At 60.2% G+C, this 25,919-nt stretch carries 19 protein-coding genes; 15 read left to right on the top strand and 4 right to left on the bottom strand.

All coding sequences use genetic code 11. The features are described 5' to 3' along the window. Positions 1-149 precede the first annotated feature (149 nt). The 5 genes from J3T92_RS06330 (at position 150) to J3T92_RS06350 (ending at position 8,346) form a co-directional block, all read left to right on the top strand. Positions 150-1,325: an NAD(P)/FAD-dependent oxidoreductase gene (locus tag J3T92_RS06330; protein ID WP_267400540.1), complete on the top strand. Its 1,176-nt coding sequence runs from the start codon at positions 150-152 to the stop codon at positions 1,323-1,325. 301 nt (positions 1,326-1,626) lie between these two features. Continuing rightward, the gene (cydB, locus tag J3T92_RS06335) at positions 1,627-2,679 is read left to right on the top strand and encodes a cytochrome d ubiquinol oxidase subunit II (protein WP_267400541.1); all 1,053 of its coding nucleotides are present in this window, start codon (positions 1,627-1,629) and stop codon (positions 2,677-2,679) included. Between the two features lie 60 nt (positions 2,680-2,739). Further along, positions 2,740-4,710, top strand: coding sequence for an ABC transporter ATP-binding protein/permease (locus J3T92_RS06340; RefSeq protein ID WP_267400542.1), 1,971 nt, complete (start codon positions 2,740-2,742; stop codon positions 4,708-4,710). Next, the gene (gene cydC, locus J3T92_RS06345; protein WP_267400543.1) at positions 4,688-6,589 is read left to right on the top strand and encodes a thiol reductant ABC exporter subunit CydC; all 1,902 of its coding nucleotides are present in this window, start codon (positions 4,688-4,690) and stop codon (positions 6,587-6,589) included. Before J3T92_RS06340 ends, cydC begins: the two co-directional genes overlap by 23 nt. A 263-nt stretch (positions 6,590-6,852) precedes the next feature. Beyond that, the gene (locus J3T92_RS06350; protein ID WP_267400544.1) at positions 6,853-8,346 is read left to right on the top strand and encodes a cytochrome ubiquinol oxidase subunit I; all 1,494 of its coding nucleotides are present in this window, start codon (positions 6,853-6,855) and stop codon (positions 8,344-8,346) included. Positions 8,347-8,557: 211 nt separating this feature from the next. Here the strand turns inward: J3T92_RS06350 and J3T92_RS06355 are convergent, their stop codons facing one another. Then, positions 8,558-9,517 carry a polyprenyl synthetase family protein gene (locus J3T92_RS06355; protein WP_267400545.1) on the bottom strand — a complete coding sequence of 320 codons (960 nt, stop codon included), beginning with the start codon at positions 9,515-9,517 and terminating at the stop codon, positions 8,558-8,560. A gap of 252 nt (positions 9,518-9,769) precedes the next feature. Between J3T92_RS06355 and J3T92_RS06360 the strand changes: the two genes are divergently transcribed. Further along, positions 9,770-11,236, top strand: coding sequence for a serine/threonine protein phosphatase (locus J3T92_RS06360; protein WP_267400546.1), 1,467 nt, complete (start codon positions 9,770-9,772; stop codon positions 11,234-11,236). A gap of 16 nt (positions 11,237-11,252) precedes the next feature. Here the strand turns inward: J3T92_RS06360 and J3T92_RS06365 are convergent, their stop codons facing one another. Continuing rightward, on the bottom strand, positions 11,253-12,053 hold the full coding sequence (locus J3T92_RS06365) for an IclR family transcriptional regulator (protein WP_267400547.1): 801 nt from the start codon (positions 12,051-12,053) through the stop codon (positions 11,253-11,255). A 135-nt stretch (positions 12,054-12,188) separates the two neighbouring features. Between J3T92_RS06365 and leuC the strand changes: the two genes are divergently transcribed. From leuC to J3T92_RS06410, 9 genes are all read left to right on the top strand, one after another. After that, on the top strand, positions 12,189-13,592 hold the full coding sequence (gene leuC / locus J3T92_RS06370; protein WP_267400548.1) for a 3-isopropylmalate dehydratase large subunit: 1,404 nt from the start codon (positions 12,189-12,191) through the stop codon (positions 13,590-13,592). Positions 13,593-13,643: 51 nt separating this feature from the next. Then, positions 13,644-14,330 (top strand): 3-isopropylmalate dehydratase small subunit, encoded by a 687-nt coding sequence (gene leuD, locus J3T92_RS06375; protein WP_220236830.1) that lies wholly within the window; start codon positions 13,644-13,646, stop codon positions 14,328-14,330. A 114-nt stretch (positions 14,331-14,444) separates the two neighbouring features. Beyond that, positions 14,445-15,404, top strand: a complete 960-nt coding sequence (locus J3T92_RS06380; protein WP_267400550.1) for a CPBP family intramembrane glutamic endopeptidase — start codon at positions 14,445-14,447, stop codon at positions 15,402-15,404. A gap of 169 nt (positions 15,405-15,573) precedes the next feature. Next, a complete protein-coding gene (locus J3T92_RS06385; RefSeq protein WP_267400552.1) occupies positions 15,574-18,261 on the top strand; it encodes a type II CAAX prenyl endopeptidase Rce1 family protein in 2,688 nt (895 codons plus the stop codon). Positions 18,262-18,364: 103 nt separating this feature from the next. After that, the gene (locus J3T92_RS06390) at positions 18,365-19,417 is read left to right on the top strand and encodes a CPBP family intramembrane glutamic endopeptidase (RefSeq protein ID WP_267400554.1); all 1,053 of its coding nucleotides are present in this window, start codon (positions 18,365-18,367) and stop codon (positions 19,415-19,417) included. 140 nt (positions 19,418-19,557) lie between these two features. Then, the gene (gene murA, locus J3T92_RS06395; protein ID WP_220236834.1) at positions 19,558-20,889 is read left to right on the top strand and encodes a UDP-N-acetylglucosamine 1-carboxyvinyltransferase; all 1,332 of its coding nucleotides are present in this window, start codon (positions 19,558-19,560) and stop codon (positions 20,887-20,889) included. A gap of 17 nt (positions 20,890-20,906) precedes the next feature. Then, positions 20,907-21,800 carry a lysophospholipid acyltransferase family protein gene (locus J3T92_RS06400; RefSeq protein ID WP_220236835.1) on the top strand — a complete coding sequence of 298 codons (894 nt, stop codon included), beginning with the start codon at positions 20,907-20,909 and terminating at the stop codon, positions 21,798-21,800. A gap of 116 nt (positions 21,801-21,916) precedes the next feature. Further along, a complete protein-coding gene (locus tag J3T92_RS06405) occupies positions 21,917-22,915 on the top strand; it encodes an NAD(P)H-dependent glycerol-3-phosphate dehydrogenase (RefSeq protein ID WP_220237352.1) in 999 nt (332 codons plus the stop codon). Between the two features lie 293 nt (positions 22,916-23,208). Further along, a complete protein-coding gene (locus J3T92_RS06410; protein WP_267400615.1) occupies positions 23,209-24,357 on the top strand; it encodes a D-alanine--D-alanine ligase family protein in 1,149 nt (382 codons plus the stop codon). A gap of 89 nt (positions 24,358-24,446) precedes the next feature. Here the strand turns inward: J3T92_RS06410 and J3T92_RS06415 are convergent, their stop codons facing one another. After that, positions 24,447-25,322 (bottom strand): mechanosensitive ion channel family protein, encoded by an 876-nt coding sequence (locus tag J3T92_RS06415; RefSeq protein ID WP_267400556.1) that lies wholly within the window; start codon positions 25,320-25,322, stop codon positions 24,447-24,449. Then, positions 25,322-25,771, bottom strand: a complete 450-nt coding sequence (locus J3T92_RS06420; protein ID WP_267400557.1) for a GNAT family N-acetyltransferase — start codon at positions 25,769-25,771, stop codon at positions 25,322-25,324. Before J3T92_RS06420 ends, J3T92_RS06415 begins: the two co-directional genes overlap by 1 nt. Positions 25,772-25,919: the final 148 nt, after the last annotated feature.

A 25,919-nucleotide genomic window follows, 5' to 3' on the forward strand; every position in this document is an offset into this window, starting at 1 on the left:
CGGCAGGCAGTCATGTCAGAGTTTCCGATGGTGGAATCTGATACGTTGAGCATAGAAGTTTGAGTGATGGACCCGGTCATCGGCTGATCGGGCGGCATCACCCAGTGTTTGAGTCATTGTACGGTTTTCTTTGGTAAAGGTGCGTGAACATGACGACAATCATGGTGTTGGGAGCCGGTTATGCGGGCCTTCGCGTGGTCAAGAGGCTGGCTCATGCCAAGACGGATGCCCATGTGGTGCTGGTCAACCAGAATGAGTACCACTACGAGTCCACCCAGCTGCATCAGTTGGCGGCGGGAACCAAGGAGCCAGCGGATGTGGTCTTCGACCTGCGCAAGTCTCTGCCTGATTCGGTGACACTGATCGTCGACAAGGTGGTCGGCATTGATCAGGACGGCCATCGGGTGAGCCTGGAGCATCACGATCCCCTGTCCTACGATTACTTGGTCAACGCCCTGGGCTTCGAGTCCGAAACCTTCGGCATCAAGGGGGCCGAAGAGCATGGATGGCCCATCGTGGACGTGGACACCGCTCTGGCAGCCCGCAGGAAATTGGAGCAGACGCTGGCCCGCTACCAGACCAGCCATGATCCGCTGGACCTGAGCATAGCGGTTTGTGGCGCGGGCTTCACCAGCATCGAGTACCTGGGCGAGCTGGTCTATCGGCTGCCTCAGCTTTCGAAGCGCCTGGGCTTCCCCATGGATCGGGTCAAGGTGGACTGCATAGAGGCGTCGCCCAAGATTCTGCCCATGTTCAGCAAGGACCTGGTCGACTGGGCTGTGGATTATCTGAGCAAACGGGGAGTCAACTTCCACACCTCGACCCCTATCACCGAGGTCAAGCAAGGTGCCGTGGTCTCCAATGACCAGGAGTTCAAGGCCCATACGATCATTTGGACAACGGGCGTACGTGGCAGCCACGTTATTGCCGATTCAGGGTATAATCAGAAGCGCAACCGTGTAGTGGTCAGGGATGACCTATCGGTGGAGCAGCATCCAGAGGAGTTCCTGGTGGGTGATGTGAGCGCCGTTCCCGACCCCAAGTCAGGTCGGCTCTACCCAACTACTGCACAGATTTCGATGGCCCAGGCTGATACCGCGGCCGCGAATGTCCTTGCCAGAATGCGGGGGCAGGAGCCTCAGCGGTTCACCTTCCGGAGCGAAGGGACTGTGTGCTCCCTTGGCCCTCACGCCGGGGTCGCCGAAATCGACCGAATGGGGACGCTGAAGCTCAGGGGCAGGATGGTCTCGGTCCTGAAGTGGATCGTCAACGAGCGGTCGGTCCTTGAGTTGGCCGACGTGCGTACCATGCTGGAGAGCAACTGAACCAGCGTCCCAAGGAATGCAAGGGGCAAGGCGATGAAAGAGGGGAGGACGAACATGATTCAGGACATGAGGAAGTCGCCGCATCGGTCTGCGACGGGAAGCATGTTCGTTCCGCTCCCGCCTCGGATCGGATCATTCGCGGCGAGGATTGCCATTGGCCCTGCGTTCATCAATATGATTGACTACCTCCTGCTCCTTCTCATTCCGGCGGAAACCCCGGCCGACTGCGGCTTCCGCCAGGAGTGCGGAGATCCCGCGCCCGTATGCGGATCGGCAGGAGCGAGAGGAGAGTGGCATTAGCATGAGTTTCCTACAAGGTTTGTGGTTTTTCGTCATTGGCCTGCTTTTTGCAGGGTTTCTCCTGCTCGAGGGGTTCGACTTTGGCGTCGGCATGGCTACCAGGTTCGTGGCCCGCGATGGTGATGAGCGTGCCACCTTCATGAGGGCCATCGGCCCCCACTGGGACGGCAACGAGGTCTGGCTGATCACTGCCGGCGGCGCCATGTTCGCGGCTTTCCCGCTCTGGTACGCCTCCCTCTTTTCGGGGTATTACATCCTGCTCTTCCTGGTGCTGGTCGCCCTGATCCTGCGCGGAGTCTCATTCGAGTTCGCCTCCCACGCACTGACCAGCCGTGAACGTGGCGTATGGCAGTGGGCCAACTTCATCGGCTCCCTATTTGCGCCTTTCTTCTTGGGTATGATGCTGACCAGTCTGATCCAGGGCATTCCCATGGATAAGAACGGCGATGCCTGGCCCGGGTTCTTTGACGTGTTCAACTGGCTTTCCGTGGTAGGCGGCATAGCAGTCGTCTTCTTCAGCTTCGTCCACGGCCTGCATTTCCTGAGCCTGAAGCTTGGAGCCATGGATTCGCGCCGGATGCTCAATGTCAGCGAGAAGGCCTATTGGATCGCCTATCCGGCACTGGTCGTCTTTGTGCTCCTGGCCATCTTCAACACCGACTTCTACAAGGCCCGCCCCCTGTCCACCTGGCTGATCACTGTGATCATTCTGGCATCCGTCATTGGAGGCCACCTTGCTGTCTTCAAGAAGCACGGCGGCTATGCCTTCACCTGCTCGGGCATCACTTTGATGGCCATCATCGCCTTTATCTTCAACGGGCTCTTCCCCCGTGTGATGATCGCCGACAATCCGGCTCACGACCTGCTGATCCAGGATGCCTCGGCTTCTCCGCTGACCATGAAGATCATGACTGTGGTGCTTTGCATCCTCCTGCCCATCATGCTGGCCTACTTCATCTGGAGCTACTTCATCCAGCGCAAGCGGCTGGAGACCGATGGCGCCCACCTGACCTCGCCTGTGGCCCCTTCAGCCACCGTGGCTGAGACCCTCTGAAATTCAAGGGGCAGGGGAGGCAGCGCCGACAGGACCGGAGGACATCCGAAGGGTAATGCATTGATCGACAAAAATCTCTTCCGTTTCGATGGAGTCCGGTCCACCCTGGGCCTGCTGGCCGGCCTGTCCCTGGTCCAGGGAATCGGTGTGGTGGCTCAGGCCTATGGACTTACCCTGGCTCTGGTGCGCATTTGGCACCTTCAGAACCTCAGTGTGCTGGTGGCGCCAGTGCTGATCTTTTTGGTCGCCTACACCTGTCAGCAGCTCTGCGACGTGGCCAAGGATCGTATCGCCACCGATCGTGCCGATGCCGTCGTGGCGCAGCTGCGGCCCCGAATTCAGGACAAGGTCTTCTCGCTGGGCCCATCGGCTCTGGCACGGCGCGGCACAGGATCGGCCGTTACCATGTTGGTGGACGGACTCGACCAGGTGCGCACCTATGTGTTGACGGTCCTGCCCAAGCTGATGGATCTCATTTTCATCCCCCTGATCGTTCTGGTCATGGTCTGGGCACAGGATGCAGGTTCCGGTCTGATTCTCCTGCTTATGTTGCCCCTGCTCATCTTCTTCATGGTCATCCTGGGCCTGGCCGCCAGGGATCGCTCCAGTCGACAGTACGCCCAGTTCCGAAAGCTCAACACAAGGTTCATGGATACGGTCTTGGGCCTGCCGACCCTGAAGATGCTGGGCATCGACAAGGAGTACGAGGACGAGATCTATTCGGTATCCGACCGCTTCCGGAAGAGGACCATGAGCGTTATCCGGGTGGCTATGACCTCCACTTTTGCCCTGGACTTCTTCGCCACTTTGGCCATCGCCATCATGGCGGTCTTCTTGGGCAACAGCCTGATCGATGGCAAGGCGGAGCTCTTTCCCTCCCTGCTGGCCCTGATCTTGGCTCCCGAATACTTCATGCCTATTCGCCAGTTCGGAGACGACTTCCATGCAACACTGAACGGCAAGAATGCCTTGGATGACATCGTAGACATGCTGGCTCAGCCTGAGCCTAAGCGCTTGGAGGAGCTGGACTGGTCCGGGTGGAAGCAGGACAGCCACCTGCACCTGGAGGGAATCGACTTCGCCTATCCTGGCCCCAAGCCGTTGCAGAGCAATGCTTCAGCCGGGGCGCAGATGGATGCCATGGTCAAATCCGAGAATCAAAAGACCGGCAAGGAAAGCAATAAGCCCAAGGCATCCAAGGATCATGACGGTGATGGGATGCCGGTTTCGGTTGCATCCAATTCCGGAGCATCGCGAGGAACCGAAGTCGAGGATGTTCCGGAGTCACAGGTCCGCCGGGTCGACAGCGATGCCGAAAAGGAGCACCTGGCCCTGAGCGGGCTGGACCTGGACCTGCGCGGCTTTTCCAAGGTGGCCGTCGTCGGCCGTTCAGGAGCAGGCAAGTCCACATTGATGGATTTGCTGGCCGGCTTTGAGCAGCCCAAGGCGGGCAGCATCGACTTGGACGGTCATCTGCTGGAGCACTGCAATGCGGCTGCCTGGCAGCGGCACATCAGTTATATTCCCCAGAACCCCTTCATCTTCCATGGCACCGTGGCTGACAACATACGCTTCTACAACCAGGATGCAGACGATGCTGCGGTGGCTCGTGCAGCCGACCAGGCCGGGTTGACCGACTGGCTAAAAACACTGTCCGACGGTTTGAACACCCGAATCGGTGAGGGCAACCGTGGCATTAGCGGCGGCCAGGCTCAGCGAATCGCCCTGGCCAGGGGCGTCTTGGACCCCTCACGCGAGATCCTGTTGTTTGACGAGCCCACCGCCCACCTGGACATCGAGACGGAATACGATCTGAAGCAGACACTGCTGCCCATCATGAACGGGCACCTTGTCGTCCTGGCCACCCACCGCCTGCACTGGCTGGCCAACATGGATTGGGTGATCATGCTGGAGGATGGACGGATTGTAGCCCAAGGCGATCCGCGCGAGCTGATCGGTCAGGGCGGGCCCTTGGATGATCTGATCAATGAGATGGGGGGGAACCAGATTGCCGACTACCAGCAGGACTGATGCCGCCGGAAAAGGCGGCAGGAGGGCGCCGAAGACCTCCCGCCGCGGCCGCGGGCTGTCAGGCTACATGCAGATCTGGCACCGGGATCATTGGTTCTGGCCCTACCTTCGTCAGAACAAGGGGTTGCTTGCCCTGATCTTTTTCCTGGGGGCCATCACCTTCGTCTGCGCGGCCGGGCTCATGTTCACCTCGGGCTTCCTGATCAGCAGGTCGGCCCGTCACCCCTTCAACATCTTCGCAGTCTACGTGCCGGTGGTCCTGACTAGGGCCTTCGGCATCGGACGGCCGTCATTCAAGTACCTGGAGCGCATCAAGAGCCATGATTGGGTGCTCCGAGTAGTCTCCAAGCTGCGGGTTCAGCTCTATCGCACCCTCTCGCAGGATGCTGCCTTCCTGAACGAGCATGAACGCACGGGCGAGGTTTTGGGCATGCTCTCGGACGACCTGGACCATTTGGAGAACTTCTACCTGCGCACCATCTTCCCCACGGTCGTGGCCTATATTATGTGGGTGGTGGTCACCATCGCCGTAGGCGTCTTCTCCTGGCTGACCTCGCTCCTGCTCTTCCTGCTTTTCGCCTTGATCCTGATCCTGGTCCCGCTGGTCTCGCTGGCTTATTCAGACGGGCGCTATGACATGGAGAAGGCAAGGCGGCAGGACCAGTACACTGCTGTAACTGAGAGCTATATGGGCCTGGGGGATTGGGTGATCACCCGCCGCCGGCGGCGGTTCGTGGATATAGCGTCCGACGATTTCAGCGACATCGCCAATGGCCGTAGGCAGCAAAAGCGGTTCGAACGATGGCGCAATTGCGGCATCCAGATGATTTTCGCCCTCATGGTGGTGGCTCTGATCGTTGGAGCGGATCTGCGTATGACCAGTTCCACATCCGTTGCGGACTTCGCGGCAGCAGTGGTCCTGGCGGTTTTTCCTTTGGTCGACTGTTTCATCGTGGTCTCCCAGGCTGTGGCTGAGGTTCCCCTTTATACGGACTCTCTGGGCCACCTGAATGAACTGACCGAGCGGGTCGAGTCCCGGCGGATTCCGGCCAGTGCTCAGACCAGGCTGGAGGGGCCGATCCGGTCGATCGTTTTCGATCATGTCAGTTTCTCCTACGGGCCTGATGACCCGCTGTTGCTGGACGACTTCAGCCTGCGGATCGAGGGTGGACAACGAGTGGCCCTGCTCGGTCCCAGCGGTGAGGGCAAGACAACGGTTCTTCAGCTGCTTCTGGGCGACCTGCGCCCCACCAGTGGCCGCATCCTGATCAATGGAATACCGGTCGATGCCTTGCAGAACCAGCGTCCCGAGCTTTTCGGCTATTTGAACCAGCAGGCATTCCTCTTCAATACCACGATTGCCTCCAACGTGCGTCTGGGCGCTCCACAGGCCGATGACGATAAGGTCCGCCAGGCCTTGAAGGCTGTTCAGCTGGATAAGGTCGTGGCGGGCATGCCCCAGGGAATCGACACGCCGGTGGAGGAGGCCGGCGGCCGTCTTTCAGGCGGGCAGCGTCAGCGTGTGGCCTTGGCCAGAATCGTGCTCAAGCGCACTCCCATCATTCTTTTGGACGAGCCCACCATCGGTCTGGATCCCATTACCGAGCGACGGCTCATGGCTATGATTTTCAGAGTAAGCCAAAAGCGCACACTCCTTTGGGTGACCCATCACCTGCAGGGGCTGGAGGAGGCCGACCAGGTCATCTTCATGCAGGACGGTCACATCGTCATGCAAGGGCGCCCGGTCGACCTGTATCGGGAAAACGCACGTTTCCGTGAACTTTATCGCATGGATGTCTCGGACGTGGACAAGAGCGACGGTCAAGGGATATACTTGGACTGGCAGTCAGATTCGGATGGACGGAACCCTGTTGAATGACCATCAGGCTGTTTTCCGGGCAGTGAGCTTTGCGCGGTTGCCAGGTCGTCGATCTTGGCGGATGGCTTCCCTGCTAGTTGTTGCATGCCGACAGTTCATGGACTGTACGGTATGGAAGCCGAAGCCCGGAGAAGCGGCAGGATCGCTAAGCCGGGGAGGGCCAAAAGGCTTTCGTAGGCAAGAAGTCCGGTCACATCTGAATCCGTTCGGATTCGACCCGCGCACTCACGCCCGACGAATCACTGCAGAGATTGGGAGGAACGATGTTCACTGTATTGGGATTGTCTAGATTCCAGTTCGCCATGACGACGATATTCCACTTCTTCTATGTCCCTATGACCATCGGTCTGTCCCTGGCGGTCGCGATCATGGAGACCATCTATGTGGTGACCAAGAAGGATGTCTACAAGAAGATGACCATGTTCTGGTCCAAGATCTTCCTGCTCTCCTTCGCAGTCGGCGTGGTCACTGGGATCATCCAGGAGTTCCAGTTCGGCATGAACTGGTCCAATTACTCCAGGTTCATGGGTGATATCTTCGGTGCCCCATTGGCCATCGAAGCCTTGCTGGCCTTCTTCCTGGAATCCACATTCATCGGTGTGTGGATGTTCACTTGGAACCGCTTCAAGCCGGCTGTGCATGCGGTCTTCATCTGGCTGACCTTCCTGGGCTCATCCATGTCGGCCATCTGGATTCTGGCTGCCAACAGCTTCATGCAGCATCCGGTCGGCTTCGAGATCAACCAGGCCACCGGCCATGTGCGTCTGACCGATTTCGGCGCCGTGGTATCCAACCCTCAGTTATGGATAGAATTCCCCCACGTCTTCTTCGCTGCCGTCTGCACAGGGGCTTTTGTGGTCATGGGCTGCAGCGCCTTCAGCCTGCTGAGGATGCATCTGGGCAACAAGGATAAGGCCGTGGCTGCTGTAGAGGCTGACTCCGGTAAGCAGGCCAAGGTCAACTTCTTCATCAAGTCCATCCGTCTGGCCGCCCTGATGGGGCTGATCGGCTCCATCTGCGTGATTACCTATGGTGATCTGCAGGGCAAGTACATCGTGACCGATCAACCTATGAAGCTGGCCGCCACTGAGGGCATCTACGAGGATACCGGCGATCCTGCCCCCTGGACGGTTGTGGCTTTGGTCAACGAGAAGGATCACAAGGTCGACGGGTCTGTCGAGGTTCCAGGCGCCATGTCCATACTGGCTTACGGCAAGAGCACAGGGGCCGTCAAGGGCATGAACACCATCAACAAGGAGCTGCACGAGAAGTATGATGCCAAGTATGGCAAGGACATGAACTACTACGTACCGGCCGCCACCCTTTTCTGGGTCTTCCGCCTGATGGCCGGAGTCGGCTTTGCCTTCGCTCTGATATCCGCATTGGTGCTTTGGTTTACCCGCAAGAAGAAGAACACGCTGTTCACCACTCGTTGGAAGCTCTGGATCATGGGTATCTTTACTTTCGTCCCCTTCGTGGCCACGACCAGCGGCTGGCTGGTGACGGAGCTTGGACGATATCCATGGCTGGTCTACGGTTTCCAGACCATTGCCGATGGAGTTTCGCCGACGAGCACGGTGCCAAACCTGCTCTTCACCTGCACTGTCTATTTCCTCCTCTTCCTGGTACTGGGCGGAGTCATGGTCTTCTATACCAGGAGGACCCTGCACCAGGGACCCTTCTACCGGCCGGATGACGGCAATGGGCCGCAGACCGCCAAGGTGCATGGCGCTCCCGCCCGGGTGGCCTTGGCCTGACGGCTAGCTGGCTAGCTGGCCCACCCTCTCTTCCCCTTCGGCAAGCCCCCGTTTCGGACCTCATGGTTCGGGACGGGGGCTTTGCTGTCATCAGGCCTTGGCGTCAGTGGGGGGGCAATCCCGAGCATGAAGCGAATGTTTTGGCGAATGCTCCGCATATGCATGATATCCGACCGGCTTCGCTCCCTCTCGTTTGGTAGTGCCGATTCGGTCAGATCTGAGCGGTTATCGTAGTTGCCATGCCCTGAAGCAGGTCGCGTACGCCTTTGGCCACGGGGGAATCCTCCAGACTGTCTACAGCACGCCGCAGATAGTCCCTGGCGGTTTGCCGACTGCTCTCCATCAGGTGGGGATGGCTTCTGAAGTAGGCGACCACCTGGACAGGATCGTCTTGCTGGACCAGTGTTCTGAAGTTTTCATCCTCATGGAATCCCAGCAGAACCGGCAGAGTGTAGATCCCATCGCGGATATCCTCCAGCTTGGGCTTGCCGGTGTCGTGATCCAGATCAAAATCATTGATGTCGTCGATGATTTGGAAGGCCATACCCAGATTACTGCCGAAGTTTCGGGCAGTCCGTTCCAGTGCCGGGTCGGTTGGCTGGCCGTCGAGGCGGATCCCGGTCAGGCAGGCCAGGCGGAAGAGGGCCGCCGTTTTGCCGGAGATGGCTCGGTCGTAGTCGTCTATGGTTATCTGGGTGTGGTGGCGGTCGGACTCCTGATAAAGCTCCCCGCCTACAATTTCGCAGACTGTGCCGGCCTGCTCCCTGATAAAGGCTGTATCAGGGGCTATGGAGGCCATGATCTCCATGTAGCGCGAGAGGATCAGATCTCCCAGATAGATGGCGGCCTTGTTGCCTCGGATGGTGTGGACCGTAGGCTTGTTGCGGCGGATGGGGGCACTGTCCAGAACGTCGTCGTGAACCAGCGTGGCCAGATGGAGCATCTCGATGGCGGCTGCGCCGGTGATGACAGTGTCGTCCACCAGTCCTTCAGTGCTGGTGCCGGCTCGGGCAAAGAGGACCACCATAGCGGCTCGGATCATCTTGCCGTGGTTGTCTAGCAGTCGACGGTAATCCTCCTGATAGGGAGCCACATGGGTGCGCTCTTGGTGCAGGCGGTCGACGACCCGCTCAAGATCCTTGCGCAACAGGAGCCCTTGTCCTTCTGCCATGGAGGTATGCTCCCTCTCGCTTGTTGAGAACCGCAACATATTCAATATACCAAGTACAAGACCATGCCCGGAGATCATTGGCCCGGTCCTGGCTGCCGCTGTGGCCAATGTGGCCAATCTCACACCATTCTGCCACCGCGCTGCGGCAATCCTCCGACCTAGGACGAAGGATGCCATCTTCACGGGCCATTTCTGGGAAGTGGTTGCACAGATCGGGCGAGGGCCGAAGCCAGGTGAAGTAGGCTGGGATATATGAGTCAGCATTACCACGCGTATCAGGCCTGCCCACAAGGCGGCGAGGCAGGGCATGATCGACCGCTGTCCGTTTCGGCCCGGTTAGGGCGACTTCAGTTCCATCACTCGGGCAAGTTCAGACTTTTGCAATTGGCCGATGTCCAGGAGGGCCCCAAGGTCTCTACGGACACGATCAGGCTGATAGGCGCGGCATGTGATGCAGCCAGGCCTGATCTGGTGGTCTTCTCGGGCAACCAGGTGGCCGGTTACGACACGGCCTACGAGCACACCTTCCGCAAGAGGCGTTGGAGTACTCCTCTGGATGGCATCTACTCAGCAGGTCTGAGCATGGGCGGCGCCCTGGGACTGGGGGGAGCCTCGCTGAGGCGCTCCTCCAAGCCCCAGAATGGCCAAGCGGCTGCGGGCCGCCGGGGATCGGAGCATGGAGAGTCCGGTAGGGGTGCCGAGCCTGTACGTCGGCAGAATATCAAGCACACCGAGGACCTGGTCCGTAGAACCGTCGGTCTGATCACCGGCCCGCTGGTAGAACGGGGGATTCCCTTCGTCGTTACCTACGGCAATCACGACTTCCAGTGCGGTCTAGACACCGATCAGATGGATGCCATCTACCGGGAAGTGCCCGGTTGTCTGAACCCAGAGGCTACGGTCGCCCATCCGGATCGGGTCCACGCGTTGATCGGGTCGGCCCTGCCCTCCCAAACGGCCTTCGTCTGTGCCCCAGGCACTTTCGCCCTGCCAGTGGCGGATTGCGACGGTCAGGGGGTGGTCATGGGCCTGGTCCTGCTGGACTCCGGCGACTATGCCCGCTCCGGCGGCTATGGCCCGCCTTCGGCCCAGGCCCTGGACTTCCTGGCGGCCGTCCCGGATCTCTTAGGCAACCGATCCATGGTGTTCCAGCACATGCCAATTCCCCAGTTCTATGATCTGCTTAAGCCAGTGCCGGCCACTACGGCTTATGCGGTCCAAGGCTACCGAAGCTTCGACTCCCATTGCTACATCCTGGATGAATCGCGCACCTGCCCGGGCTCCTATCTGGGCGAGGGCGTCTCCTGTCCGGACGAGGACAGCGGGGAGTATGACCTGCTGACCCGCGACGGCGGCTACTTTGCTCTCTTCGCCGGGCATGACCATCGCAATGGCTTCGTCGGACGCAGTGGTGACCTGACTCTGGGGGCAACGCCCACATGCGGATTTGGCTCCTATGGACCGGTGCCCGGCAAGCGGGCGGCACGGCTCTTCGAGTTCGACATTCGCCATCCCCATAATCCGCGCACCCAGCTCCTGGAATTCGGCCAATTGGTGGGACGGCCCGGATCCCACAAGGTCTATACCTTCGCCATGAGCCATGTGCCTACCTCTACTGGGGATGCGGTCAATCTGCTGCGTCGGCCCGGATTCCTGGCAGGTGGCCTGACGGCCCTGGCGGGGCTGATTGCCTCTTGGCGCTCCACCAGGCGGCCGTGAAGAGCCAGAAATCCGCTCAGACCCTGTGATGGGCGGGGGATGAGGCTCGCAGCAGGGCTTCGGTCAGGTATTTGCCAGCGGCCATGACCAGAGGGGCGTATCGCCTTCCCGGCGTGGTGGACATGCGGTTGACAGGCCCGGAGATGGATATGGCTGCCATGACTTGTCCGGATCCGTTGCGGATTGGGGCCGAAATGGAGCATACCCCCTCTTCTCGCTCATTGATGGACTCGGCCCAGCCGCGCTTGCGGACCGTGGCCAATGTGGACGTGTTGAACTTGGCATGCCTCAGACCCTGATGAAGGCGCTCGGGCTCCTCCCAAGCCAGCAGAATCTGTGCAGCCGACCCGGCCTCCATGGACAGCAGAGCGCCTACGGGGATGGAGTCACGCAGGCCGGAGGCGCGTTCCACTGCGGCGATGCAGATCCGGACCTCGCCTTGGCGGCGGAAAATCTGCGCCGACTCGCCCGAACGGGTAAGCAGTGTATGCAGGATGGGCCCTGAGGCGGTCAGCAGGCGGTCTTCGCCGGCGGCAGCGGCCAGCTCGGCGAAGCGGGAGCCCAGGACAAAGCGGCCATGCGCGTCCCGCAGCACGAAACGGTGGCGCTCCAAGGCGATGGCCAGTCGGTGGGCCGTGGGTCGGGCCAATCCGGTCGCGTTGACCAGCTGGCCCAGGGTCATGGGTCCGGTCTCCAAAGTATCCAGAATCCGCACCGTCTTGTCCAGAACGCCGACGCCCGAATGAATCTCCTCCTGATGCAGGTTCTGATCATTCGCCGAAGGAAATCTGTCGTCGTTCTTAGAAGGTGTGTCCATGGTTGAATTATGCCATCTCAGTATATGAAATGCAAAAGTTCATAATCGTTGGGCAGTTCCATACTCGGTGATGAGAGGCCGACGGGGAGCCGGCGAGGTTGGCGCCCTGGCCGGTGCAGGCTTGTAGGAGGCGATATGGGACGCACAATGGCGGAAAAGGTCTGGGCTGACCATTTGGTCAGGAAGGGCCAGGGAGGCGAGCCCGATCTGATCTACATCGATCTGCAGCTCATGCATGAGGTGACCAGTCCACAGGCCTTCGAGGGACTGCGTCTGGCAGGCCGGAAGATCCGCCACTTGGACCAGGTCATAGCCACCGAGGACCACAACACCCCTACCATCGACATCGATCGGCCCATCGCCGACGGGGTCTCGGCTTTGCAGATCTCCACCTTGGAGCGCAACTGTCGCGAGTTCGGGGTCCGCCTGCATCCATTGGGAGATGCGGACCAGGGCATCGTCCATGCCTTTGCACCCCTTCTGGGGTTGACCCAGCCCGGCATGACCATCGTCTGCGGCGATTCGCATACCTCGACCCACGGGGCCTTTGGGGCTTTGGCCTTCGGCGTCGGAACCTCCGAGGTGGAGCATGTTCTGGCCACCCAGACCCTGAGTCTGAAGCCTTTCAAGACCATGGCCATCACCGTCCGCGGCCAGCTCAAGCCGGGCGTGAGCGCCAAGGATGTCATCCTGGCAGTCATAGCCAGGATCGGCACTGGCGGCGGCCAAGGGCACGTTCTGGAATATCGGGGTGACGCCATTCGGCGTATGTCTATGGATGCGCGCATGACCATCTGCAACATGTCCATAGAGGCCGGAGCGAGGGCTGGGATGATCGCACCCGACGAGACCACTTTCGCCTACTTGGAGGGTCGGCCGCACGCCCCCAAGGGGGCCATGTGGGATCAGGCCCTGGACTACTGGCGGACTCTGCCCACCGATCCGGATGCAGCCTTCGACAAGGAGGTCATCCTGGATGCCGACCAGCTGACCCCCTACGTGACCTGGGGCACCAACCCCGGACAGGGCCTGCCCATCGCAGCTGATGTGCCTGTGCCAGAAAAGATCGCCGACCCGGCTAAGCGCCAGGCGGCCCAGGAGGCCATCGACTACATGGGGCTGAAGCCGGGGATGCCCATCCGGGACATCGCCGTGGACACCGTGTTTATTGGCTCCTGCACCAACGGACGCATCGAGGATCTTCGCGCGGCAGCGGCCATTATGAAGGGGCATCACAAGGCCAAGAACCTCCATCGCGTCCTGGTGGTGCCGGCCTCTTCGCGAGTTCGCATTCAGGCCGAGAAGGAGGGGCTGGACCGCATCTTCGAGGACTTCGGAGCCGAATGGCGCAACGCCGGCTGCTCCATGTGCCTGGGAATGAATCCCGACCAGCTGGTGCCGGGGGAGCGTTCCATTTCCACATCCAACCGCAACTTCCAGGGTCGTCAGGGCAAGGGCGGCAGGACGCATCTGGCCTCGCCCGAGGTGGCTGCTGCGACGGCCATCAAGGGAACCATCTGCTCCCCGGCCGATCTGTAAGTCATCAATCGTTCGCCATCGTCATCGCCATCCAGAAGGCAGGAGGTTATCATGGAGCCACTTTCCGTTGTAACCGGGGTAGGGGTGCCCTTGCGCCGCTCCAACGTCGACACTGATCAGATCATCCCCGCCGTGTTCCTGAAGCGGGTGCAGAAGACCGGCTTCGAAGATGCGCTCTTCTACGCCTGGCGAAGGGATCCGAATTTCATACTCAACAGGCCCGAATATTCGGGTGCCCGCATCCTGGTGGCCGGGCCGGATTTCGGCATCGGATCCTCGCGCGAGCATGCGGTCTGGGCTCTGCGGGACTATGGCTTCCGCGTGGTCATCGCCCCCCGTTTTGCTGACATCTTCTATGGGAACACCGCCAAGAACGGGGTCCTGGCCGCCATCATGCCCCAGGAATCAGTGGAGTTGCTCTGGAAGCTCCTGGAGGAGGACCCCGGCGCCGAGATGACCGTGGACCTGGGCGCTCGCACGGTTACCTGCGCGGATGTGACCCTGCCCTTCCAGGTGGACGACTATGTGCGATGGCGGCTCATGAACGGCTACGACGACATCGATCTGACCCTGCAGCACGAGGATGACATCCGTGCCTATGAGCGCATGCGGGCTGAGCGATTCCCCTTCAAGCCGCGTACCCTGCCGGCCCGGCACATGCCCGAAGAGCCAGTCACTTCAGCCAGGGAGAGTCAAATCGACTGGCCTGGTCCCCTGGCTGACCGCGGCATCATCTGACCGACGGGCCGAGCGCCTTTATATGAAAGTCATTCGCTCCCTCTTCGCCTACCATGGAATGTGCCAGTCATTGGTCGACTGTGACCGGCTGGCAAACAAAGAGGGGCGATTATCATGAGGCACAGCAGCGGCGATGTGCACAACTGGGGCGTCAGACAGGCAGTGAATGCCCTAAGTGCTTTTGCTTTCATTTATGTGGCCATTGAGACTCTGGCAGGCCTTCTGGGAGGCAAGGTGGTTCTGCCTGCTCTCTTCCCACACGCTTCCAAGGAGCAGTACAACGGTCCTTTGTCGGACTGGACAGTGGTTATCTCCGTGGTGCTGGCCCTGCTGTTTGCCTTGATCAGTCAATGGCCGGTCATCGTAGGCCATGAACGGCATGGCCAGGACCAGGTGCGTTGGGTCACTGCGCGCAGATTCAGCCTGCTGGCGTTGATCATCGCCCTGGCCTGCTTCTTCCTCAGTCAGCTTGTGGCCGGGGCGGCTAACTCCGGACTAAGTGCCATTCTCTCCGGTACTGGTCTGCATCCGCCGACCGCGTCTGACGACGGGGGCATGGATACGCCGATCATGCTCTTCTATGGCATTCTTTTGGGGCCCTTTGCCGAGGAGCTGGTCTTTCGTGGGGTCATCATGAACGGCCTGCGCCGCTTTGGTCGAGTATTTGCCATTATTACCTCTTCTCTGCTTTTCGGCTTCATGCATGGTTCCTTGGTTCAGGGTCTGTTCGGTTTCGTCTCCGGCTTGGTTCTGGGCTATCTGGCCATGGAGTACGGGCTGGTCTGGTCCCTGCTGGTGCACATGCTCAACAATGCCTTCTCTTCAGGTCTGCTGGCCAAGTACATGTCCCTGGCACCCGAGGTGGTTCGCATCGGCCTAGGTCTGCTCATGATCCTGGTGTTGCTGACCGGAGTCGTCGGACTGCTGTTCAAGATTAGGGCTCTCCGTGATTACTGCCGCAGCAATCGCGCTCCCAAGGGGATATACGCTTCCTGGAAGGCGCCCTGGTTCCTGCTCTTCTGCCTGGCATGCCTGCTGATGGCCCTGAGCGAATTCGTGCCGGGGCTGGTTTGACCGGGCAGTCGATAATGCCGGCCCGTTGTCGGGGTTCTGTCGAGGGAAGGGCGGGGTCGGGCTAGACTCGGATATGCGGTGTCAAGATAAGAAGACGGGGAAAGGTTCGTGTCGCTGGACGTCCTTGACGGCCGTACGGTAGTGCATGAAGGGGAAGGATCATCGACGGATGAGGGATGATGAGGATCGCAGCAGCGGCAGCGAGTCTGCCAATGCCCAAAGCGATCAGGGGCGCTGGAAAGTGTCGCGCTCCTCTATTGCCCTCATGACCGCAACCCACAGTGCCAGCAAGGACTACGCACGCCACTGGGATTATGAGGAAGGATCCGTCGACCTGCCACCCTTGAGCCTGCCGGGGGAGGCCGTGGATGATGGATTGGCCTACCCGGGGCGGATAGCTCATAGGAAGACGGCGGTTCTGGGTGATGAAGGAGCCGGTGGCAAGGGGCACAAGGGTGCCCTGCCAGTCGGTGAACGACCTTCGGTGCTTCCCGGATCCTATAATTTTTTGAACTCGGTCACCATGGCCAGTCAACCGGAAGTTCCCGCGTTTCCTCCGACAGGCCTGCCAGCTGATGGGCACGGCGGGAAGGATTCTAGCCAGGAGCCGTCCCCGCGGCGCGTGATGGTTCGCCGAGAGCTGGAGGCTTCCAGGGCCACCGGGACGGCCAAAGAGACCCCGGCACAGCAGGAGCAGCCTGCGGTCGAGGTCGTCTGGTCCTGGACCAAGCCCGAGACGAACAAAGGTCCGGTCTTCTCTTGGAATATGCCCAAGCGTCGTAAGCCCTCCGCAAGCACTCGTGCAGGCAAACCTGCAGCTTTCGTGGCAAAGACTTCATCCGTTCCTGCGTCATCTGCCAATGCCGTCAATTCATCTGCTCTGGCACCTTCCAAGGCTGAGCAGGAGTCTTCAAAAGCTTCTGCTCCCGCTCCTTCTTCAGTCGATACAGCTGAACCCAAATCGGTGACCACGGCCGGAACGCCATCGGCCTCTGGTTCTGAGGATCCGATGTCTGCGAAACCGGGTTCGGAGGTCTCTGCACCTGCAACTTCCGTGGTATTCGCCGACCGACCAGTCGTTGTCCGTCGCTCGGATGCGGACTGGGATTCCCTGGTCACTGGTTCGTCGGCTCCAGCGGAGAATGATGCTGGTACACGATCCGCGGTCAGCGAAGCCGATCATCATGGGCGTCGGGTCTGTTCGACTCCACGGGTAGTTGTCCAGCCTACTGCAGTCGCCGGTAACGGCTCCGGTGGTCGGGTCGTTTCGTCAAAGGCTATTGACGGACAGGGGACTGCGCTCGCGCAGAAGGATCGTGTCGGTCAGCCCATGCAGACCGGCCAAGAAGGCATTGCCGTTCAGTCTGCTCCCTCCGGAACTTCTGAGGCTGTGAACGCAGCTCCAGGGACGCAGTCGGTCGTCCAGTTTGCATCTTCGCCGACGTCCGCATCCTCTCCGGGTGCTTCGGTAGCTCTTGCTGCCAAGGCTGCCGAGGCTGCTGCAGCTGCCGTGGCTGCCAAGGCCGAGTCGGCTGAGACCGAGGATGCCGCGACGGACGCAACCAAGCCGTCCGGCTCTTCGCATGGTTTTCGCAAGCGTTTCGGGGGTCTTCATCTCGGCCTTCCCGCCAGAGGCCATGAAAAGGGTGGGGAAGCCCGTCGGCCGTCCAAGCGGCGATCTGCTCGTAACCGCACCCGTCCTTCAGTCGAGCCGACAGCCCCCAGGGGCGTTTCCAATGCTTCGGCAGCACCCGTCGCAGGCGCAAGCCGTCCGGTGCCGGTCGGTTCACAGCCGATTGCTGTTCCAAGTGAACTTGATGCTGCCAAGCCAGCTGCTGCAGTTGCGGCCCAATCCCAAGGTCGGGCAGAATCGCAGACGGCTAAGCCCGCTGCCCAAAAGTCCACCGCCTACACAGCCAGTTCGGGGGTTCTTCATGCCGTCAACGGGCAGGCCGCCTTCGCTTTCGTCTACCTGGCCATATCCGTTCTGGTGCTCATGGTCGGTTCGGGGATGATTCTGCCTGCCATCATGGAACAGGTCAAAGACCCCGGGTCCATAGCCTTCCTATCCGATGGAATTACCCTCCTGTCGGCCCTGCTGGCGCTGACCTATGCCTGCATTTCAGAGTGGAGCGTTATTCGAGGTGAGGATCGGCGAAGAGAGGACGCCGTCCATTGGCGCACAGATAGAAGAATGACGCTGGCGGCTCTGCTGGCTCTTATAGCAGTTCTCCTGCTCGGCCAGGGGATGGTCCATGAACTGAACAAGTTCTTCAACCACTTCTGTCTGCTTCTGCACATCCCCTCCTTGGCCTCGCGCAGCCTGCTGGTCACAGGCACGTCCTCACCGATGATGGCCCTGTATGCCCTCCTGGCGGTTCCCTTGGCTGAGGAGCTGGTTTTCCGCGGCATCATCCTCAACGGACTGCGTCGGTTTGGCCGGGTCTTTGCCATTCTGACCTCATCCCTGCTTTGCGCCCTGCTGCAGTGTGATCCGGTCTCTGGGCTTTGGATCTTCCTGCTGGGGCTGGCATTGGGATACTGCTCCCTGGAGTATGGTCTGATCTGGGCCATCGGAGCCCGTGTGGTCGGCGATCTGCTCTTCAGCGGTCTGCCCAACCGTTATCTGATGAGCGCCTCGCGAACTGCCCGTCTGCTGGTTTTGGCAGTGGCTCTGGTCTTGATGCTGGCTGGGTTGCTCATGTTCTTCCTGCACCGCGCCAGTCTCTTGGATTACCGGCGGCGCTATCGAGCCCCTAGGGGGACCTATGCGTCCTGGAGGCAGCCCTGGTTCCTGCTCTATTTGCTGCTCTGCCTGCTGCTGGCAATCTTCAAGTTCGTGCCCGGCCTGCTCTAGAGCATGATGCATAGGTGCCGCCGCTGGTGGCGTAGACTTGGACCAGCTGGAGGTCGGTGCTGAACGGCCAAACCTGCGGAGGATCATGAAAGGGCATGGTGACATGGGGCAGACAGCGACGGCAGCCGACGCGTCAGGGACCGGGCAGACTCAGAAGCCCAGACGAGGCACAGCGGGTCGCGCATGGATGAGCGCGGCCAGGGGCATGCTCAACCGTCAAGCGGCCCTGCTGCTGGTCTACCTGCTTATCATCAGCAGCGTCGGCCTTCTGTTCGGTGTTCTGGCTCAGATGGAGTGGAATGCCGTGTTTGATCCAGTGCCTGCTCACTCGGGATTTGTATATGTGACGAGACATGCCGACAAGGAGTATGGCGGCACCATCAATCTGATCGCCGCCTGCACAGGCCTCTGCTTCCTGGTCTTCACACGACGTCGGCAGATTTGCGATTCAGGCCCTCTGGGCATTTTCCACACGGATCTGCATCGCATGACCTGGCAGGTTCTGCTGGGGTGCTTTGCGCTGACGCTGACTGGGCAGACCCTGGCTGACTGGTATCAGTCAGGTATGGACTGGACCACGGCGCGGTTGGGAGTGCAGCAGTCCTGGACCACCACTGAGCAGATCCAGCAGGCTTCGGGTACCATTCCCATGTTTATTTACGTCAGCCTGCTGGCTCCCGTCATCGAGGAACTGGTCTTCAGAGGGGCCATCCTGCACGCGCTGAAGCCCTATGGCCATGTCTTCGCCATCGTCACCTCCGCCGTTATGTTCGGCTTCTTCCATGGCGATCTTGGCCAGGGGTTCTTCGCTTTCATTATGGGTCTGCTCTTGGGCTATCTGGCCTGCGAATACTCCATCTTCTGGTCCATGGCTCTGCATGTGTTCAACAACCTGGTCGTCAGCGACGGGTTGGAACTCCTTCTCGGCTTTATGAGCGACAATATGTCCTCCTACATAAACGTGCTCATGATGCTGGCAGGCATGCTGGCAGCCGTCCTGGTCCTTTATCTGGGCCGTCATCGGATTGTCGCTTTTCTGCGGGAAAACCGCACCTATACGAACGTCTATGGTGCCTGGGCCTGCCCGTTCTTTATCATGCTGCTGCTGATCATGGGCTTCACGATGCTGGTCCCCTTCGTTTCAGCCGGCGCCTGACCAGTATCTGACTGGGTGGATGCTCTATGCCTGAGGCGACAATTCACGGTGTCCCCACACCCCCTGTGGCAGACTTGCAAATAGGGGCCGATGACGCGCCAAAGCCCGGCTCTGAGCGGATACGAGAAAGAAGCCGATAAATGCCCAAGGTGAATACACAGAATGATGTGCTGCATGTGGTGGGCGGCAGACCCCTGCATGGCACCATACAGGTCCGCGGGGCCAAGAACTTCGTCAGCAAGGCTATGGTGGCCGCCCTTTTGGCTCCTGGTGTCTCGGTACTCAAGAATGTGCCTGAGATCCGTGATGTCCAGGTCGTTTCGGATTTGCTGAGGCTGCACGGGGTCAAGGTGGATGTCCGCCCGCAGGAGGGCGTGGTCACCATCGATGCCAGCCATGTGGAGCTGGCCGACGTGGCCGACGTAGACACCCTGTCCGGCTCCTCCCGAATCCCCATACTCTTCTCGGGTCCGCTTCTGCATCGGATGGGGGAGGCCTTCATCCCCGCCTTGGGCGGTTGCCGCATCGGCAGCCGGCCCATTGATTTCCATCTGGAAACCCTGCGTAAGCTAGGGGCCGATGTTGACAAGGAGCATGAGGCCGGCATCCACATCACTGCGCCCGATGGTCTGCATGGGGCCAAAATCCACCTGCCTTACCCTTCTGTGGGCGCCACGGAACAGACCCTGCTGGCGGCCGTTCTTGCCGAGGGCCGCACCGAGCTGTCAGGGGCTGCGACCGAACCCGAAATCATGGACTTGGTGGCGGTCCTGCAGAAGATGGGCGCGCAGATCTCCGTGGACGTGGACCGGACCATCCGCATCGAGGGGGTGCCCTCCCTGAAGGGCTTCACCCATACTTCCCTGCCCGACCGGATCGAAGCTGCCTCCTGGGCCTCTGCCGCTTTGGCCACCCATGGCGACATCATGGTCGAGGGCGCCCACCAGCCTGACATGATGACTTACTTGAACGTCTTCCGCAAGATAGGCGGCCAGTTCGATGTACGCGACGACGGCATCCGCTTCTGGCATCCGGGCGGCGACCTGCGGCCCGTGGCCATCGAGACCGACGTGCACCCCGGGTTCATGACCGACTGGCAGCAGCCCCTGGTGGTCGCTCTGACCCAGGCCAAGGGTCTTTCCATCGTTCACGAGACCGTCTATGAGAATCGTTTCGGCTTCACTAAGCCGCTGATTCAGATGGGCGCTACCATCCAACTCTACAAGGAGTGCCTGGGGTCCCTGCCCTGCCGCTTCCAGCAGCGCAACTTCAACCACTCGGCTGTCATCTTCGGGCCCACCCCGCTGACCGGCCAGGACATCGATGTGCCCGACCTGCGTGGCGGTTTCAGTCACCTGATCGCCGCACTGACAGCTTCCGGCCCCTCCACCGTCCACGGCATCTCCCTGATCGACCGTGGCTACGAGGACTTCCGCGACAAGCTGCTGGCCCTGGACGCACAGATCGACTGATCCGGCAGGCATCATAGATGGCTTCCAAAGGCAAACCCTCCCCCCGGTCTGCGGTGCCTTCCTTGTCCGACCAGCAGGTGGCCCTGCTGGCCCAAAGGCACAGGCTGGTGGATCCGACCCGCTACTATCCCACTGGACACCGCACGCCGGCCCTGGACGAGATAGACGGTCAACACCCCGTGGGGACCACCCGTCTACTGCGCGGGGTCTCCCAAGTGGTGCGTGACTCCTGCCGGGTCTATGCCTGGGGGCTGGAGCGGGTGCCGCAGACCGGGCCTTTTATCACCGCAGCCACCCATGTGACCCAGTTCGATGTTTTCATTCCCATGATGGCCCTCTTCCACCAGGGGCGTCGTCCACGCTACATGGCCAAGGCCGAGATGGCCCATTGGCCCATGATTGGCAGCTGGTTCCGCATGGTGGGTATGCAGCCGGTGGAACGCAAGTCCGGCAAGGCCAGGTCGATTGAGGAGGAGTCGATCGGCATCATCACCTCCGGCAGGCCACTGACCATCTGGCCGGAGGGAACCGTGACCCGTGACCCCCTGAAGTGGCCCATGTCGCTCAAGCCCGGGGTCGGATTCATCGCTCTGGAGGCCTCGCGGCAGCTGGGTCGCATGGTTCCTCTGTATCCCAGCATCACCTGGGGGGCGGCTTCGATCAATCACAAGTGGCCCTGGCCTCGCAAGAACGTGGTCATGTGCTATGACCGGCTCCTTGACTATTCCGACCTGCTTGAAGATATGGATCAGTGGGGTGCGGAACCCCCCAAGCAGTCCGTGCATGCCTTCTGTGTTCGCCTGCGCAACCGTATGGAGGAGGTCATGGCCGAGATTCGTGGCGAAGAACCCCCAAAGGCTGGTTACTTCGACTACTTGACCATGACCCGTCGGCCCAGAAGCGAGCAATAAGGCCGGAACCCACCTCTAATTCCTCCTGTCTGGCGGTGGTGTCATAGGATGGTAGGGACAAGAATAAGGCTGCTAGTCGGCGTTCCCGTGCGCACGGCATTATGCAAAGGAGAATGATGACGAAGATCGCGGTATTGGGAGCAGGCGCATGGGGAACCGCTTTTGCCCAAGTGTTGGCTGACTCAGGCAATCAGGTGGTCATGTGGGATGTCGCCCCGGATGTCGTGGACGAAATCAACAGTCAACATTCGAATGCTCGCCGTCTGCCGAATGTGAAGAGGCTTCCCGAGGCCATCCACGCTGAGGGTGACCGGGCCGAGGCTGTCTCGGGGGCAGAAATCGTGGTCGTGGCCATAGCAGCTCAGCACGCCTGTGAGGCCTTGACGGAATTCAAGGGTCTGTTGGGCCATGATGCCATTGCAGTTTCTTTGATGAAGGGGATTGAGCGGGGCACTGACAGGCGGATGGATCAGGTGGTCTGCCAGACGCTGGACCTGGCCCCAGTCAGGTTTGCGGCCGTATCCGGCCCCAACCTAAGCAAGGAGGTGGCAGCCCGCGAACCGAGCGCCACCGTGGTTGCCAGCGCTGATGCCGATACCGCTATGAGAGTAGCCCGTGCCTGCACGACCGACTATTTCAAGGCCTTCGTCTCGGACGATGTGATCGGCCTCGAAATGTGCGGGTCACTGAAGAACGTCACTGCGCTGGCCGTGGGGATGTCACGGGGGGCTGGATTCGGGGAGAACACGGCCGCCATGATCCAGGCCAGGGGGCTGGCTGAACTCACTGCCTTAGGAGAGGCCTGCGGTGCCAAGTCCAAGACTTTTGCAGGTCTTGCAGGAGTCGGCGACCTGGTGGCCACCTGTGGGTCGTCCCTGAGCAGGAACTACACTTTCGGCTTTAATCTGGGCCAGGGCAAAAGCATTGAGGAAGCCACTCGCGTCAGCAAGGGTGTTGCCGAGGGCGTGCCTACCACCGATGCTGTCGTCGCCCTGGGCAAGCGCTACAAGGTGGCGACCCCGCTGGCTACGGCCATGAGCCATGTGCTGGATCAGGGCCTGAGTTGCCGGGGCATGATTGACGAGCTGTTCGGCGGGCAGATCACTGCAGAATGAGGCTGATGCCCATCAGAAAATTCTGAAGGCTATAGGGATAGGCTGTGAAACCGGCGCTATCAGCCCTTTGCTCGGCGATGAACGGTTTTCCGAATCAGACGGTATGCCTGGCTTGTCTGGTGTCTGCATCAGCTTCCCAAGATGCCTTGTTCGTGCCAAGCTTGTAGATGAGCGGCCCTGACTAGGCCCTGCCGCCCGCCAAGGGAATATTCTGCTGTCTTGAGTGATGTATCTGCCCAGGGCAGGTGCGTGAGGCTGGAATTCATGTCCAGGATGAGGAAAGACGAGGAATGATGGTCAGGAAACGTGTTGTAGTGCTCTATGGCGGGCGAGCGGACGAACATTCCATATCCTGCGTGTCGGCGGCCGGCGTGCTCAATGCCATCGATACCGACCGATACGAGCCCATTCCCATTGGCATCACCAAGGACGGTCGATGGACTATTGGCGGCCAGGATCCCAGGCAGTGGGGTCTGGGTGATGCCAGTCTGCCATCCGTGCAGATAACCGAAGGCAGCCGCCCGGTTATCCTTGACACGGCTCGTGGTAGGAATGGGTTTCTGATCGGCGACCATGCCGACCTGGTCTCTGGAGCCGAGCCTTCGAGGACCGCCGGTTCTCTGGAGCCTTTGGGGCGTGTTGACGCGGTTTTCCCAGTGCTTCATGGCCCCTATGGTGAGGACGGCACCCTGCAGGGCCTGCTTGAAATGATGGGGCTGCCCTACGTAGGATGCGGGGTCTTCGCCTCTGCCGCATGCATGGACAAGCACTACACCAAGATTCTGCTCAGCCAAGCCGCCATACCTGTGGCGCCAGGCATCACGATTGATTCCCGTGAACAGCGGTCTGGGACCGACCTGTTGGCCGCTGTGAAGAAGGCGGAGCTGCATTACCCGCTCTTCGTCAAGCCTTCCCGCGCAGGATCCAGCTTTGGCGTGGTCAAGGTAGAAGAGCCCCTAGCTGAAGCTCTGGCTGCTGCGGTCGCCGAGGCGGCAAAGCATGACTGGAGGGTTCTGATAGAGGAGGGTATCGAAGGGCGTGAGATCGAGTGCGCCGTGCTCGCCTCCGGCAAGGACAGAAAGCCACGTACTGCCTGGCCTGGCGAGGTGGTGCTGGACAAGGCTGATCAGGACGAGTCCTTCTACGACTTCGACAGCAAGTATGTGGATTTTTCCGCATCCCACGTGGAAGTTCCCGCGAACCTGTCAAAGGAGACTCTTCAGAAGGTTCGCGACCTGGCTGCCAAGGCCTTCAGAACCGTGGACGGTGCCGGTCTGAGCCGTGTCGACTGCTTTGTGACGCCCGAGGGCAGGGTCATTGTCAACGAGATCAATACCATGCCTGGCTTCACGCCCATCTCCATGTATGCCAAGGCCTGGGAAGCAACTGGGATCACCTACACCGATCTGATCACCGACCTGATTGAGGGTATATCGGCCTAAAGTGGAGTTGTTCTCGGAGCATGTGGCATCTCCATAAGAGAAGAGACCACGCTTTTGTATTTCCCTGGCAGGATGAGAAGGCCATCTGGTTAGTGCTCAATGTCGTTTGCTTGGATTTCGGCCTCCTGAACCAGGTAGTCCTGGCCGGCCAGAGCGCGGGTGGCGGCATCCTGCATATCGGCGGCGATGACGCCCTGCTTGGCGAACATGACTACCTGGCCCTTGATGCCGTAAGGGGTGAAGCCCTGAAGCTGAACGATGGGTGGGTTGACTGGCATGGCCATGCCCTTGGTTGCCTGGGCCACCACCTGTGCAATGGAATGGGAGGATCTGGCTATATCGGCATTCCCCCGCAGGGTGAAGGGAACCGTGGTGGCGGCCTCGCCGGCCTCGGTGATCTTCTCGAGCGCCGTGGTGTTAAGGATGGAGTTGGGGATCAGCAGCTGGTTACCGGTCCTGTCGATGACGATGGTATGGCGCCAAGTCACGTCGCGGACGGTTCCGGTGGTGCCCTGGATGGTGATGATGTCTCCAGGCTGGACCACCTTGCTGACCATCAGTCCGAAGCCGCCGACGATATTGGCGATTGTATCCTTCAATCCGAAGGAGAGCGCCAGACCGCTGACGCCCAGGGCGGCGACTACTGTGGATGGGTTGATTCCGAAGACGGGTTGCAGGACGGTGGCAGCAGCAAAGATCCAGATCAGGGCGCGGACGATGTTGACGAAGATGGAGGCACTGGGCAGGTTGGTCCGTTCCAGGGCGCGTCGCATGGCCGCCGCTACGATCTTGGAGATTAATGCAGCGCAGACAGCCACGACGATCAGAAAGATGATCTTTCCGAAATTCTGGCGGAACCAGTAGATGACGGCATCGCTGAAGCTGGAGATGGCCTGTTCGGATCTTCCCATGGGATCCTTGTCCGGATTGACGCTTGTGCTGGCAAAGTTGATGGTCTGGTTCATCAGGCCTCGTCCTCTGACTCGCTGCCAGCATTGTTCGTTAGAGGCTTTTCCATCCACATGTGCGGGCATCCCTCGTCCTGGTCGTGAATGCCCATGTCCCTATAGCCTAAAGACTTATAGAAGCCCGCCACCCGCTCCTGGGCGTGGAGCGTAAGCCGGTCCGCCCCATGGCTCCGAGCGGTTTCCTCAGCCTTGGCTACCAAGTTGGCGCCCAGATGCTGACCGCGGTAGGGCCTCAGAACAGCCAAGCGGCCAAGGGTCCATGTCTTGCAATGGTCGGGGAAGACTCGGCATACCCCGGCGGGTTCATCCCCGTCATAGGCCACGATATGGAGACAGGCATCGTCGGTTCGGTCGAACTCGTTGTGAAAGCCCTGCTCCTCCACGAATACGGCCGTACGGATGGCCTTGGCATCCTCGGGAATGGCCTCGCTCACCTCATACCGCATGCTTCCTCCTCGCCACGGTCCTCCGCTGTCTCCAATCTACCAAGCTTGACCCTCGGAATGAACGGATGTCCGCAACCGGATGACGAACGGTGCCTGCTGCTGTCGGCTGTCTGACCCAGACGATTACATGGATGGGGACTCTGCAAGC

Origin of the sequence: Bifidobacterium sp. B4081 (assembly GCF_026537335.1) — a bacterium.
In the GTDB taxonomy this organism is placed as follows: domain Bacteria; phylum Actinomycetota; class Actinomycetes; order Actinomycetales; family Bifidobacteriaceae; genus Bombiscardovia.

Bases quoted from the DNA above. Each gene is read 5' to 3' on its own strand.
- J3T92_RS06330 (WP_267400540.1), top strand. From the start codon at position 150: ATGACGACAATCATGGTGTTGGGAGCCGGTTATGCGGGCCTTCGCGTG.
- cydB (WP_267400541.1), top strand. From the start codon at position 1,627: ATGAGTTTCCTACAAGGTTTGTGGTTTTTCGTCATTGGCCTGCTTTTT.
- J3T92_RS06350 (WP_267400544.1), top strand. From the start codon at position 6,853: ATGTTCACTGTATTGGGATTGTCTAGATTCCAGTTCGCCATGACGACG.
- J3T92_RS06355 (WP_267400545.1), bottom strand. From the start codon at position 9,517: ATGGCAGAAGGACAAGGGCTCCTGTTGCGCAAGGATCTTGAGCGGGTC.
- J3T92_RS06360 (WP_267400546.1), top strand. From the start codon at position 9,770: ATGAGTCAGCATTACCACGCGTATCAGGCCTGCCCACAAGGCGGCGAG.
- J3T92_RS06365 (WP_267400547.1), bottom strand. From the start codon at position 12,053: ATGGACACACCTTCTAAGAACGACGACAGATTTCCTTCGGCGAATGAT.
- leuC (WP_267400548.1), top strand. From the start codon at position 12,189: ATGGGACGCACAATGGCGGAAAAGGTCTGGGCTGACCATTTGGTCAGG.
- leuD (WP_220236830.1), top strand. From the start codon at position 13,644: ATGGAGCCACTTTCCGTTGTAACCGGGGTAGGGGTGCCCTTGCGCCGC.
- J3T92_RS06380 (WP_267400550.1), top strand. From the start codon at position 14,445: ATGAGGCACAGCAGCGGCGATGTGCACAACTGGGGCGTCAGACAGGCA.
- J3T92_RS06385 (WP_267400552.1), top strand. From the start codon at position 15,574: ATGAGGGATGATGAGGATCGCAGCAGCGGCAGCGAGTCTGCCAATGCC.
- J3T92_RS06390 (WP_267400554.1), top strand. From the start codon at position 18,365: ATGGGGCAGACAGCGACGGCAGCCGACGCGTCAGGGACCGGGCAGACT.
- murA (WP_220236834.1), top strand. From the start codon at position 19,558: ATGCCCAAGGTGAATACACAGAATGATGTGCTGCATGTGGTGGGCGGC.
- J3T92_RS06400 (WP_220236835.1), top strand. From the start codon at position 20,907: ATGGCTTCCAAAGGCAAACCCTCCCCCCGGTCTGCGGTGCCTTCCTTG.
- J3T92_RS06405 (WP_220237352.1), top strand. From the start codon at position 21,917: ATGACGAAGATCGCGGTATTGGGAGCAGGCGCATGGGGAACCGCTTTT.
- J3T92_RS06410 (WP_267400615.1), top strand. From the start codon at position 23,209: ATGGTCAGGAAACGTGTTGTAGTGCTCTATGGCGGGCGAGCGGACGAA.
- J3T92_RS06415 (WP_267400556.1), bottom strand. From the start codon at position 25,322: ATGAACCAGACCATCAACTTTGCCAGCACAAGCGTCAATCCGGACAAG.
- J3T92_RS06420 (WP_267400557.1), bottom strand. From the start codon at position 25,771: ATGCGGTATGAGGTGAGCGAGGCCATTCCCGAGGATGCCAAGGCCATC.